The sequence below is a fragment of the Enterobacter sp. E20 genome, from assembly GCF_000801755.2.
GTDB lineage: Bacteria > Pseudomonadota > Gammaproteobacteria > Enterobacterales > Enterobacteriaceae > Enterobacter > Enterobacter asburiae_B.
The window spans coordinates 4,309,344-4,322,722 of the sequence record NZ_CP012999.1; the positions used below are offsets into that span (position 1 = coordinate 4,309,344).

At 52.8% G+C, this 13,379-nt stretch carries 11 protein-coding genes; 10 read left to right on the plus strand and 1 reads right to left on the minus strand.

Annotated elements, in window-relative coordinates; genetic code table 11:
- Positions 1-22: 22 nt before the first annotated feature.
- The 3 genes from fis to NI40_RS20100 all read left to right on the plus strand — a co-directional run bounded on the left by fis (position 23) and on the right by NI40_RS20100 (position 2,882).
- The gene (gene fis, locus NI40_RS20095; RefSeq protein WP_000462905.1) at positions 23-319 is read left to right on the plus strand and encodes a DNA-binding transcriptional regulator Fis; all 297 of its coding nucleotides are present in this window, start codon (positions 23-25) and stop codon (positions 317-319) included.
- Between the two features lie 177 nt (positions 320-496).
- Positions 497-661, plus strand: coding sequence for a DUF2556 family protein (locus NI40_RS23420; protein ID WP_008502862.1), 165 nt, complete (start codon positions 497-499; stop codon positions 659-661).
- 139 nt (positions 662-800) lie between these two features.
- Positions 801-2,882 (plus strand): putative bifunctional diguanylate cyclase/phosphodiesterase, encoded by a 2,082-nt coding sequence (locus NI40_RS20100; RefSeq protein WP_039260392.1) that lies wholly within the window; start codon positions 801-803, stop codon positions 2,880-2,882.
- On the opposite strand, the gene envR is transcribed toward NI40_RS20100, so the two are convergent.
- A complete protein-coding gene (envR, locus tag NI40_RS23425; RefSeq protein ID WP_039260391.1) occupies positions 2,798-3,517 on the minus strand; it encodes an acrEF/envCD operon transcriptional regulator in 720 nt (239 codons plus the stop codon). The genes NI40_RS20100 and envR overlap by 85 nt on opposite strands.
- 386 nt (positions 3,518-3,903) lie before the next feature.
- On the opposite strand from envR, the gene NI40_RS20105 reads away from it, so the two are divergent.
- The 7 genes from NI40_RS20105 to NI40_RS20135 all read left to right on the plus strand — a co-directional run bounded on the left by NI40_RS20105 (position 3,904) and on the right by NI40_RS20135 (position 13,320).
- On the plus strand, positions 3,904-5,043 hold the full coding sequence (locus NI40_RS20105; RefSeq protein ID WP_039260390.1) for an efflux RND transporter periplasmic adaptor subunit: 1,140 nt from the start codon (positions 3,904-3,906) through the stop codon (positions 5,041-5,043).
- An 11-nt stretch (positions 5,044-5,054) separates the two neighbouring features.
- Positions 5,055-8,168, plus strand: coding sequence for an efflux RND transporter permease subunit (locus NI40_RS20110; protein WP_039260389.1), 3,114 nt, complete (start codon positions 5,055-5,057; stop codon positions 8,166-8,168).
- A gap of 303 nt (positions 8,169-8,471) precedes the next feature.
- Positions 8,472-8,693, plus strand: coding sequence for a lipoprotein (locus tag NI40_RS20115; RefSeq protein ID WP_008502867.1), 222 nt, complete (start codon positions 8,472-8,474; stop codon positions 8,691-8,693).
- Positions 8,694-9,166: 473 nt separating this feature from the next.
- Entirely contained in the window at positions 9,167-10,192 is a 1,026-nt protein-coding gene (locus NI40_RS20120) for an amino acid ABC transporter substrate-binding protein (protein WP_023333654.1), read from the plus strand.
- A 67-nt stretch (positions 10,193-10,259) separates the two neighbouring features.
- Positions 10,260-11,441 (plus strand): amino acid ABC transporter permease, encoded by a 1,182-nt coding sequence (locus NI40_RS20125; RefSeq protein ID WP_039260388.1) that lies wholly within the window; start codon positions 10,260-10,262, stop codon positions 11,439-11,441.
- 9 nt (positions 11,442-11,450) lie between these two features.
- A complete protein-coding gene (locus tag NI40_RS20130; protein ID WP_039260387.1) occupies positions 11,451-12,554 on the plus strand; it encodes an amino acid ABC transporter permease in 1,104 nt (367 codons plus the stop codon).
- A gap of 7 nt (positions 12,555-12,561) precedes the next feature.
- Positions 12,562-13,320 (plus strand): amino acid ABC transporter ATP-binding protein, encoded by a 759-nt coding sequence (locus NI40_RS20135; RefSeq protein ID WP_023309440.1) that lies wholly within the window; start codon positions 12,562-12,564, stop codon positions 13,318-13,320.
- Positions 13,321-13,379 lie beyond the last annotated feature (59 nt).

Consider the following 13,379-nt stretch of genomic DNA (forward strand, 5'->3'; position numbering starts at 1 on the left):
GAAATAAAGAGCTGACAGAACTATGTTCGAACAACGCGTAAATTCTGACGTACTGACCGTTTCTACCGTTAACTCTCAGGACCAGGTAACTCAAAAGCCCCTGCGTGACTCGGTTAAACAGGCACTGAAGAACTATTTTGCTCAACTGAATGGTCAGGATGTTAATGACCTGTATGAGCTGGTACTGGCTGAAGTTGAACAGCCACTGTTGGACATGGTGATGCAATACACCCGCGGTAACCAAACCCGCGCTGCGCTGATGATGGGTATCAACCGTGGTACTCTGCGTAAGAAACTGAAAAAATACGGCATGAACTGATACTAATCAGTTAAATGCTTGTTTAAAAAGGCGCTCTTCGGCATGGGGAAGCGCCTTTTTTATTACCTGCGCTTCTCCGTCAACGCATTGTAAACCTTCGCCTCTCCTGCTTTTCAACCCCGATTTTTCGTGTATATTTCCCCCACCTTACTGGCGCTCTTCCCGCGGAATGACACAATGATTCGTAAATACTGGTGGCTGGTTGTCTTTGCAATCTCCGTTCTCATTTTCGATGCACTCCTGATGCAGTGGATTGAACTAATGAGCACCGAAACCGATAAGTGTCGCAATATGAACTCCGTCAATCCGCTGAAACTCGTGAACTGCTCAGAGCTCGACTAACCGCCCGATTGCGCAAATCACCCCGTTATTACCCACTAAAAACGGGGATTTAAATCCCTTTGAGCCATTACCTGACGGTGATAATGTCTCGCCCTTCTCAACCGCTCTAGCGTAACCCCACACTCGAGTAGAACCGTCCATGCTGGTCAGCCAATACAACCCTATCCTTGTCGTCCTCTCCTTTGTTGTTGCCATTCTTGCTGCGTATACCGCGCTGAACATGGCTGCACGCGTCGCCGGGAGTGAGGGCGTCGCTGCCCGCGTCTGGCTGGCTGGCGGCGGTATTGCTATGGGGATTGGCGTGTGGGCCATGCATTTTATCGGCATGCTGGCGATGGACCTCTCCATGAGCATGAGCTACAACGCCACCCTGACGGTGCTATCCATGGTCATCGCCGTGGGTTCGTCGCTGTTTGCGCTATGGCTTGTGAGCTGCGAGCAACTACGCCTGCGCCGACTGCTGCCCGGCGCGCTGGTGATGGGGAGCGGTATTGTGGCCATGCATTACACCGGCATGGCGGCGCTGGAGGTGATGCCCGGGATAATCTGGGACAAGGTCTGGGTGGCCATTTCGGTCGTGATTGCGCTTGCCGCTTCACTCGCGGCATTATGGCTGACCTTCCGCCTGCGTCGCGAAGCCGCGCAGGTCGTGCTGATGCGCATGGGTGCCGCCATCACGATGGGAATTGCCATTGCCGGCATGCACTATGCCGGGATGAAAGCGGCGCAGTTTCCGATGTCCACAATGGTTCACCATGAGGGGATTAACGGGAGCTGGCTGGCGGTGCTGGTCAGCGTCGTCGCGCTCTCTATTCTTGGGATCACCCTGCTGGTGTCGATGCTGGATGCCCGCCTTCAGGCACGCACCGCCCTTCTGGCCTCGTCGCTGGCAGAAGCTAACCGGGAACTCGCTCAGCTGGCGCTACACGATACCCTGACGCGTCTGCCCAACCGTATCCTGCTGGAAGACAGACTCGATCAGGCCATCAGCAAAGCCGATCGTGAAGGGAATCACTTTGCCCTGATGTTCATGGATCTTGACGGCTTTAAAGCTATCAATGACGCCTACGGCCATGATGTCGGTGACAGGCTGCTGGTCGCCGTTACGCAGCGTCTGCTGCTTCTCCTGAAAGGCCAGTTCACCCTTGCACGCATCGGCGGTGATGAATTTGTTCTGCTGGCAGAGGGAGAAGGTCCGGACGACGCGGCATCGCTGGCGAATTCGCTGGTGCGCGCGATCGATAGCCCCTTCAATCTCAGCCCCTATGAACTGGTGGTGACCCTCAGCATTGGTATCGCGCTGTACCCTCACGACGGCAAAACCGAGCGTGAGCTGATGTTTAACGCCGACGCGGCGATGTATCACACGAAGCATATGGGCCGTAACGGTTACCACTTTTTCCAGCCCTCCATGAACACCCTGGCGCAGACCCATCTCCAGTTAATGAACGATTTGTGGATGGCGATCGATCGCAATGAGCTGCGCCTGCTGTATCAGCCAAAATTTCACGCCCCGGCGGGCCCGGTCCTCGGATTCGAGGCGCTGTTGCGCTGGCAGCATCCTAAGCAAGGGTTACTGACGCCGGACCTTTTTCTGCCGCTGGCGGAAAAAACGGGGCTAATCGTCCCCATTGGTAACTGGGTGATTAATGAAGCCTGTCGCCAGCTGCGGGAATGGCATCTTCAGGGACATCAAAGCTGGTCAATGGCGGTAAACCTGTCGACACTGCAGTTTGAACAACCTTCGCTGGTTAAAACGGTTCTCGACTGCCTGGCACTTCACCAGGTGCCACCGGAAATGTTGATCCTCGAAGTGACGGAAACCACGGCGATGAGCAACCCGGATGAGAGCGTACGCGTGCTGACAGAGCTGACGAATGCGGGGGTAAAGGCCTCCATTGATGATTTTGGCACCGGATATTCGAGCCTGCTGTACCTCAAGCGCTTACCGGCCTGTGAATTGAAAATCGACAGGGCGTTTGTGCAAGAGCTCAGCGGCGAGAGCGAGGATGCCACTATTGTCTCTGCGATTGTGGCTCTCGCTAAAACACTTAACCTGAAAGTTGTGGCTGAAGGTGTGGAAACCGAAGCGCAGCAAGCCTTTTTAACCGAGCTGGGCTGTAACACCCTTCAGGGTTATCTGTTAGGTAAACCCGTCAGCGCGCAGACCATAGAAGCACTTTGTGCCCGAGGGGAAATGTTACCCGGCGCTGAGCAATAAGCACCCTCACCTGGCGACATGCGAATAACCGGGAGTGTCGCCAGTATGCTATCGACCAGAGCGGGAGCCTGCTGATAAAGATTAAAACTGTCGTTATTCATTAACCAGTTTTTAATTATTCCGCTAAAAAAACCGTGGAATACAATCAAGGTGAGATCAACATTCACCTGTGGCGAAATGATGTTTCGCGAAATACAGGCCTCCAGCGTGGCGCGTAGCGTGTCATCGTTGAATCCGATACGCTTTCTGATTTCGCGCTCAGAAATCATATCACTGCTAAATTCACACTTATGATACAGAATTTGTAAAAGCGCACATTGCCGGGGTTCATGGGCAATATACTGCAGCGCAGTAATAAATTGCTCACGAAGTTTTAACAATGGATCGTCACTGTCGGAAAGGGAAAGCCTGTCGCGAATCATATCGCGAAGCGGTAATTGTTGTTCCCAGATGGCATTAAATATTTCAGATTTACTGGTGAAGTGCCAGTAGATCGCGCCGCGCGTCACCTTTGCAGCATCAGCGATATCCGTCAGCGTCGTGCTGGCTACGCCACGCGTGGCAAACTGTCCGATAGCCGCCTCAATCAGCTGCTGCCGGGTTTGTTGAGCCTCTTCTTTCTTTTTACGCGCCATAGGCAACTACTCGTTACTCACAAGGTTTAAAAGTAATATTGCGTTCATGCAAATGTAAGTATTCACTAAAATCCGTTTTAATTTTGCACAAAAAAAGTCACCCCTCTTAATTTATAATCAATATAAATATATCGCTCCAATTAAATTGGCGGAGTGAATAATTAAAAACATTAAACTCATTTACCTGATTAACATGCCTGAAGTATATCCCTGAATGGACCCGGTCTGATTCTGATTTTTTTCTACAAACACGGTCATTCGCACTTATAAATTAAAAAACATTAAATACCCTCATTATTATACGCAGCTACATTTTATTTTTATCCCTCTGCCCTTGCTACCGATTCGCGGCATATATCGGTGAATGGGTATTTAAAGGAACAGTAATGACGAATCATTTCAGACGTTTGCCCTTATCCGGTTTCATTGTCTGCGCGGTACTGCTCACTGGATGCGATGGTCAGGAAAATCAACAGCAACACCAGCAGGCGCCTCAGGTCAGCGTGCATATTGTGAAAAGCGCGCCTCTGGCGGTCACCACTGAACTCCCGGGCAGAACAGATGCATTTCGCGTTGCGGAGGTTCGTCCTCAGGTTAGCGGCATTATCCTGCGCCGTAACTTCGCGGAGGGTAGCGATGTAAAAGCGGGCGAGTCACTTTACCAGATTGATCCTGCGCCCTATCAGGCAGCCTATGACAGCGCGAAAGGCGAACTGGCGAAGGCTCAGGCGGCGGCCAATATTGCGCACCTGACGGTGAAACGTTATCTCCCGCTGGTAGGCACCCAGTATGTCAGTAAGCAGGAGTATGACCAGGCCGTGGCGACGGCTCAGCAGGCAGATGCCAGCGTGGTTGCCGCAAAAGCGGGTGTTGAGAGCGCACGTATCAACCTTGCCTACACCAAAGTGACCTCTCCGGTTGATGGTCGTATCGGAAAATCCAGCGTGACCGAAGGGGCGCTGGTGACGAACGGGCAAGCCGCAGCGCTGGCAACGGTCCAGCTGCTCGATCCGATTTATGTTGATGTCACCCAGTCCAGTAATGATTTTATGCGCCTGAAACAGACGAGCCTGCAAAAAGGTGATATCGCCAGCAACGTTGAGCTGCTGATGGAGAACGGGCAGCCCTACCCGCTAAAAGGCACATTGCAGTTCTCTGACGTCACGGTCGATGAAAGTACCGGCTCGATCACCCTGCGCGCCATTTTCCGGAACCCTCAGCATCTGTTGTTACCCGGCATGTTCGTTCGCGCCCGCATTGATGAAGGCACCCAGCCGGATGCGATTCTGGTACCACAGCAAGGCGTGACCCGTACACCGCGAGGCGATGCAACCGTGCTGGTGGTGAACGATAAAAACCAGGTTGAGCCGCGAACCGTCATGGCCCCTCAGGCAATTGGCGATCGCTGGCTGGTGACGGAAGGGCTGAAAAACGGTGACCGCGTGATAGTCAGCGGGCTACAGAAAGTCAGACCCGGGGTAACCGTCGTCGCCACGCCTGATATCACCACGACGCCAGCCGGTTAAGGGACGACGACATGGCTAATTTCTTTATTCAAAGACCGGTTTTCGCCTGGGTACTTGCCATCATTTTGATGATTGCAGGCGGGCTGGCCATTCTCAAACTTCCCGTCGCACAGTATCCGACCATTGCTCCTCCCGCCGTGGCGATATCCGCGACTTACCCGGGAGCGGACGCTCAAACGGTACAGGATACCGTGACCCAGGTTATCGAACAGAACATGAACGGTATCGATAAGCTGATGTATATGTCCTCCACCAGCGATTCAGCGGGTAACGTCACCATCACCCTGACCTTTGAGTCAGGAACCGATCCGGACATCGCCCAGGTACAGGTGCAGAACAAGCTGCAGCTCGCCATGCCGCTGCTGCCGCAAGAGGTTCAGCAGCAAGGGATTGGCGTGGAGAAATCCAGCAGCAGCTTCCTGCTGGTCGCTGGCTTTGTTTCAGACAACAAAAATCTCACGCAGAATGACATCTCTGACTATGTCGCTTCGAACGTCAAAGATGCCATCAGCCGAACGTCTGGCGTCGGTGACGTTCAGCTGTTTGGCGCCCAGTATGCGATGCGCATCTGGCTCGACAGCAACGCGATGAACAAATACCAGCTGACGCCGCAGGATATTATCAACCAGCTGAAAACGCAGAACGACCAGATAGCAGCAGGCCAGCTGGGCGGAACGCCGTCCATTCCCGGGCAGCAGCTGAATGCCTCGATCATCGCGCAAACCCGCCTGAAATCACCGGAGGAGTTTGGCCTCGTGACGCTCAAGGTGAATCAGGACGGCTCGATGGTTCATCTGAAGGACGTGGCTCGTATTGAGCTGGGTGGCGAAAACTACAACATGGTCACTAAAATCAACGGGCAGGCGGCAACCGGCCTGGGGATTAAGCTGGCAACCGGGGCAAATGCGCTGGACACCGCGGCAGCCATTAAGAGCAAGTTGGCGCAACTGCAGCAGTTCTTCCCGCAGGGGCTGAAAGTTGTCTATCCCTATGACACCACCCCTTTTGTGAAAATCTCCATTCACGAAGTGGTGAAGACCCTGTTTGAAGCGATCGTTCTCGTCTTCCTGGTCATGTACCTGTTCCTGCAAAACCTGCGGGCGACGCTCATCCCGACTATCGCGGTGCCGGTCGTTCTGCTGGGTACCTTTGCGGTTCTGGCGGCATTCGGTTTCTCCATCAACACCCTGACGATGTTCGGTATGGTGCTGGCGATAGGTCTGCTGGTCGATGACGCTATCGTGGTCGTTGAGAACGTTGAACGCGTCATGGTCGAAGACAAACTGCCGCCGAAAGAGGCCACGCAGAAGTCGATGGAGCAGATCCAGGGGGCACTGGTGGGGATCGCCATGGTGCTCTCGGCGGTCTTTATTCCGATGGCCTTTTTTGGCGGCTCGACGGGGGCGATCTATCGCCAGTTCTCGCTGACTATCGTTTCCGCGATGGCGTTGTCCGTACTGGTTGCGCTAATCCTGACGCCCGCACTCTGCGCAACGTTGCTTAAGCCCGTATCCGGCGACCATCATGAGAAGAAAGGCGGCTTCTTCGGCTGGTTTAATGCGCTCTTTGATAAAAGCGTGGAGCACTACAGTAACAGCGTGAGCGGTATTTTGCGTAAGACAGGGCGCTATCTAGCGGTGTACGTCATTATCGTCGGAGGGATGGCGGTGCTCTTCCTGCGCCTGCCTACCTCCTTCCTGCCCGAAGAGGATCAGGGGGTGTTTATGACGATGGTTCAACTCCCGGCGGGTGCAACCCAGACGCGTACTCAGCAGGTCCTCGATCTGGTTCAGGATTACTATCTGAACAACGAAAAGGCGAACGTGGAATCCGTCTTTACCGTAAACGGCTTTAGCTTTAGCGGCCAGGGTCAGAACGCCGGTATCGCCTTCGTCAGCCTGAAGCCCTGGGAGGAGCGCCCGGGGGCGGAAAACGGCGTCGAAGCCATTGTGAGCCGCGCGACAAAAGCCTTCAGTCAAATTACAGATGGCCTCGTGTTCCCGTTTAACCTGCCTGCAATTATCGAACTGGGTACCGCCACGGGCTTCGATTTTGAATTGATCGATCAGGCCAACCTGGGGCATACCCAGCTGACGCAGGCGCGTAACCAACTGCTCAGCATGGTGCATGAGCACACTGACCTGCTGGTTCGCGTGCGCCCTAACGGTCTTGAAGATACTCCTCAGTTCAAGCTGGATGTCGATCAGGAGAAAGCGCAGGCGCTGGGCGTCAGCCTTTCTGACGTCAATCAGACGATTTCGACGGCCTTAGGTGGCACCTATGTGAATGACTTTATCGATCATGGTCGCGTGAAAAAGGTCTACGTACAGGCCGACGCAAAATTCCGTATGTTGCCGGGAGATATTAACAACCTTTACGTGCGCAGCGCGAATGGGGAAATGGTCCCGTTTTCAGCTTTCAGCAACGCTCGCTGGGTGTATGGTTCACCTCGTCTGGAACGCTATAACGGGATGCCCTCTATGGAGATACTGGGTGAATCAGCCCCGGGTAAAAGTACCGGTGAGGCCATGGCTATGATGGAAAGTCTCGCGGCAAAACTGCCTTCCGGCATCGGCTATGACTGGACGGGGATGTCTTATCAGGAGCGGCTCTCGGGTAACCAGGCGCCTGCCCTGTACGCCATTTCACTGATCGTGGTGTTCCTGTGCCTGGCTGCGCTGTATGAAAGCTGGTCCATTCCGTTCTCCGTTATGCTGGTTGTGCCGCTTGGGGTCATTGGGGCTCTTCTCGCAGCGTCGCTGCGCGGGTTAAACAATGACGTCTATTTCCAGGTCGGCCTGCTGACGACGATTGGTTTATCGGCAAAAAACGCCATCCTGATCGTTGAATTTGCTAAAGACCTGATGGATAAAGAAGGCAAAGGCATTATTGAAGCCACGCTGGAAGCTTCCAGGATGCGCCTTCGACCGATCCTGATGACGTCTCTGGCCTTTATTCTTGGCGTCATGCCGCTGGTGATCAGCACCGGGGCCGGGAGCGGCGCGCAAAACGCCGTCGGTACGGGCGTTATGGGGGGAATGCTTTCCGCAACCCTTCTGGCAATTTTCTTCGTGCCCGTCTTCTTTGTGGTTGTTCGGCGACGGTTTACTCACCATAAAGGTTAATGTTTCCCTGAAAAGGCACCTCTGGTGCCTTTTTATTTTTAACTTAAACAACCAATTAGGTTTTACATAAAGGAAGCATTAAGAATATGATGATTTGCATTAAGTAAAAACAGTCTCTTGCAACTCCATAATGTCTCCATTAATTCCTCCTGAAACCGACTTTTCTCCACGATTTTTACAAACTACATAATTTGAGATTATTCCTCGTGTAACGAGGACTTACCCCGGTGGTAAAATAACCTCCAGTTCGTTAATAGCCCTCCTGGCTTTATAGCGGATGAGAAATAATACTGAGGTAACATCATGAAAAGATTCATTTCCGTTGCACTTCTCGCTGCGCTGCTTGCTGGTTGCGCGCACGATTCTCCATGTGTACCGGTTTACGACGACCAGGGCCGACTGGTTCATACCAATACCTGTATGAAAGGCACAACCCAGGATAACTGGGAGACTGCGGGTGCTATCGCCGGCGGTGCTGCCGCAGTAGCGGGTTTAACACTGGGTATTGTTGCCCTCACGAAGTAACATCTATTGAGAAAGCGCGGCTCTGGCCGCGCTTTTGCTTTTAATGAGTGCAATATTTTCAAATAAGTAAAAAAATAGCCCTGTAAATATTCACTAAATTAATCTAAGCCTGAAGTCAGTCACAACTTTTTCGCATATTCATTCAAATTACTTATTCTATCGTGATGATTTTCACACATTAAGATTATTGAATACCCTGCCAATATTCACGCTGAAAACTATCTCTTCTTTTTCCTGACCCAACTCGCAACTTTTGCTCCGATTTGTGGCACAGGTTGTAATTTCGCACCGTTCTGGGGCGCTCATTTTATTTAAGCCTGTCTACACTCAGCATTAAGCGTTCACTCGTCTCTTATTTTGTCGAACGCAAAACTGGCATTACGTTTGCTTTATAAACGTTGGCCAAAGCCACAGACAGGTAAAGCGTTTAAAAACGCCTCTATAACGATAAATTTCGCCACACAGGATGCATTATGAAAAAGACGATGATAGCCAGCCTGGCCGCTGCAGGCATGTTGTTTGCCGTAGCCGGTCAAGCCCATGCGGGAACGACACTGGATGCCGTTAAAAAGAAAGGTTTTGTTCAATGTGGTATCAGTGACGGTTTGCCTGGCTTCTCTTATGCCGATGCGAACGGCAAATTTACCGGTATTGATGTGGATGTCTGCCGTGGCGTTGCAGCCGCCGTTTTTGGCGATGACAGCAAAGTAAAATATACCCCGCTGACGGCGAAAGAACGCTTTACGGCGCTGCAGTCCGGTGAGGTCGACATGCTCTCCCGTAATACCACCTGGACTTCCTCCCGTGATGCCGGCATGGGGATGTCATTTACGGGCGTGACCTATTATGACGGCATCGGCTTCCTGACCCACAATAAAGCGGGCCTGAAAAGCGCCAAGGAACTGGATGGCGCCACCGTTTGTATCCAGGCGGGCACCGATACCGAGCTGAACGTCGCGGATTATTTCAAAGCAAACAACATGAAATACACCCCTGTGACATTCGACCGCTCGGATGAATCGGCCAAAGCGCTGGAATCCGGCCGTTGCGACACGCTGGCCTCTGACCAGTCACAGCTGTATGCCTTACGCATTAAGCTGAGCAACCCGGCAGAGTGGATTGTCCTGCCTGAAGTCATCTCCAAAGAGCCTCTCGGCCCCGTCGTTCGTCGTGGTGATGAAGACTGGTTCTCCATTGTTCGCTGGACGCTGTTTGCCATGCTGAACGCAGAAGAGATGGGTATCAACTCTAAAAACGTTGATGAAAAAGCCGCTAAGCCATCTAACCCGGATATGGCACACCTGCTCGGTAAAGAAGGTGATTTCGGCAAGGATCTGAAGCTGGATAACAAGTGGGCTTACAACATCATCAAACAGGTGGGCAACTACTCTGAGATCTTTGAGCGCAACGTGGGATCGGAAAGCCCGCTGAAGATCAAACGCGGCCAGAACAATCTCTGGAACAACGGCGGTATTCAGTACGCACCACCAGTACGTTAAGTCATAGCTGTAACGGGCACTGCTCCGGCAGTGCCCACTCCAGAGTCATGGTTACTGAGGTTTCTTTATGTCCCATCGCCGCTCAGCCGTAAAAGGATCGCTATCCTTTTCTCATCCCGCGGTCCGCGCCTGGCTATTCCAGATTATTGCTATTGTTGCGGTTGTTCTCATCGCCGTGTATCTCATCCATAACACCATCACCAACCTGAATAACCGCGGCATTACCTCCGGTTTCGCGTTTTTAGATCGCAGCGCGGGGTTTGGTATTGTTCAGCACCTTATTGATTACCAGGAAGGTGACACGTACGGACGCGTGTTCGTGGTCGGTTTACTGAATACGCTGTTGGTATCGGCGCTTTGTATCGTCTTCGCGTCGATACTGGGCTTCTTTATTGGCCTGGCGCGTCTTTCTGAAAACTGGCTCCTGCGGAAACTGTCGACTGTTTACATCGAGACGTTCCGCAATATCCCCCCGCTCCTGCAGATCTTCTTCTGGTATTTCGCCGTACTGCGTAACCTTCCCGGTCCCCGCCAGGCCGTCGACGCGTTTGAGCTGTTTTTCCTCAGTAACCGTGGGTTGTCCATTCCTTCTCCTCAGCCGGGTGAAGGGCTGTACGCTTTTATCGGCGCGATGGTGATAGCGCTTGCGCTCTCTGCGGGGGTATTCCGTTTTAACCGCAAGCATCAGATCAAAACCGGTCAGCTTCGTAGAACCTGGCCCACGGCAGTTGTCCTGATCGTTAGCCTGCCGCTAATTGCACACTGGCTGTTTGGGGCCGCTTTGCACTGGGATATTCCACATCTGCGGGGCTTTAACTTTCAGGGCGGAATGGTATTAATTCCCGAGCTGGCAGCCCTGACGCTGGCGCTGTCGATTTATACGTCCGCGTTTATCGCAGAGATTATCCGTGCAGGGATCCAGGCCGTTCCTTATGGGCAGCACGAGGCGGCGCGCTCGCTGGGATTACCCCATACCGTGACGCTTCGTCAGGTCATTATTCCGCAGGCTTTACGGGTCATCATTCCTCCCCTGACCAGCCAGTATCTCAATATTGTCAAAAACTCGTCGCTGGCCGCTGCGATTGGTTATCCGGATATGGTGTCACTCTTCGCCGGAACCGTGCTTAACCAGACCGGACAAGCCATTGAAACCATCGCCATCACGATGTCTGTCTATCTGATCATCAGCCTGGTGATTTCACTGCTGATGAACCTTTATAACCGCCGTATAGCACTGGTCGAGCGCTAAGGATCTATGATGACAAAAGCGATACTGTCGCACGCCTCGCGCCCTGCCAACTCGACAGGTGGACGTTTCATTCTCTGGGCGCGTAAGAATCTTTTCTCCAGCTGGAGCAACAGCCTGCTGACGATTGTCTGCCTGTGGCTCATGTGGGAATTGATTCCTCCCCTGCTGAACTGGGCGTTTTTACAGGCCAACTGGGTCGGTTCAACCCGAGCTGACTGCACAAAAGCCGGCGCCTGCTGGGTGTTTATTCATGAACGTTTCGGTCAGTTCATATATGGATTGTATCCCCATGAACAGCGCTGGCGGATAAATCTGGCGCTGGTTATCGGCCTGCTCTCTGTCGCGGCTATGTTCTGGAAAAAGCTGCCACATCGTGGACGCTATATTGCTGCCTGGGCCGTAGTTTATCCGATTATTGTCTGGGTACTGTTGTATGGCGGTTTCCTGGGACTGGAACGCGTTGAAACACGGCAGTGGGGCGGGCTGACGCTGACGCTGATTATCGCTTCAGTGGGGATAGCCGGTGCTTTACCGTGGGGGATTTTACTGGCCCTGGGACGGCGTTCAAAAATGCCGATCGTCCGCGTGCTCTCCGTTATCTTCATTGAGTTCTGGCGCGGCGTACCGCTTATCACCGTGTTGTTTATGTCGTCGGTCATGCTGCCGCTGTTTATGGCAGAGGGAACAACCATCGACAAGCTGATCCGTGCCCTGGTGGGGGTGATTCTCTTCCAGTCCGCCTATGTCGCTGAAGTTGTACGTGGTGGTCTGCAAGCGTTGCCTAAAGGCCAGTACGAGGCGGCGGAATCACTGGCTCTCGGTTACTGGAAAACGCAGGGACTGGTCATTCTCCCACAAGCACTCAAACTGGTCATTCCGGGTCTGGTCAACACGATCATTGCCCTCTTCAAGGATACCAGCCTGGTGATCATTATCGGATTGTTCGATCTCTTTAGCAGCGTGCAACAGGCAACCGTTGACCCTGTCTGGCTGGGTATGTCCACCGAAGGATATGTCTTTGCTGCCCTGATCTACTGGATCTTTTGTTTTAGCATGTCGCGCTACAGCCAGCATCTGGAAAAGCGCTTTAACACCGGGCGTACACCGCACTGAGGAAATTATGAGCCAAATAACTATGACACCCGCCGACGCGATGATTACGCTGGAAAATGTGAATAAATGGTACGGACAATTTCATGTCCTGAGGGACATTAATCTTAAGGTAAAGCAGGGAGAACGCATCGTCCTTTGCGGCCCTTCGGGCTCCGGAAAATCCACAACCATTCGCTGTATTAATCATCTTGAAGAACATCAGCAAGGACGCATTGTGGTTGATGGTATCGAGCTGAATGAAGATATCCGCAATATCGAACGCGTACGTCAGGAAGTAGGAATGGTATTTCAGCACTTTAATCTGTTTCCGCACCTGACCGTTCTGCAGAACTGTACGCTTGCGCCGATTTGGGTACGAAAGATGCCGAAAAAGGAAGCGGAGGCGTTGGCAATGCACTACCTTGAACGCGTACGTATCGCAGAGCATGCCAATAAGTTCCCTGGCCAGATATCGGGTGGCCAACAGCAGCGTGTGGCTATCGCCCGTTCGCTGTGTATGAAGCCGAAAATTATGCTGTTTGATGAACCGACATCTGCCCTCGATCCGGAAATGGTGAAAGAGGTTCTGGACACCATGATTGGGCTGGCACAATCCGGCATGACCATGCTCTGTGTGACGCATGAGATGGGGTTTGCGCGAACCGTGGCCGACCGGGTGATCTTTATGGACCGCGGTGAGATTGTCGAACAGGCGCCGCCGGATGAGTTCTTTGCCCATCCGAAGTCAGAACGTACGCGAGCATTCCTGTCGCAGGTGATTCATTAGTTGTTTGCTCTGCCGGGTGGAGGCTTCGCCTTACCCGGCCTACCGTTTTTTCGGCGCAT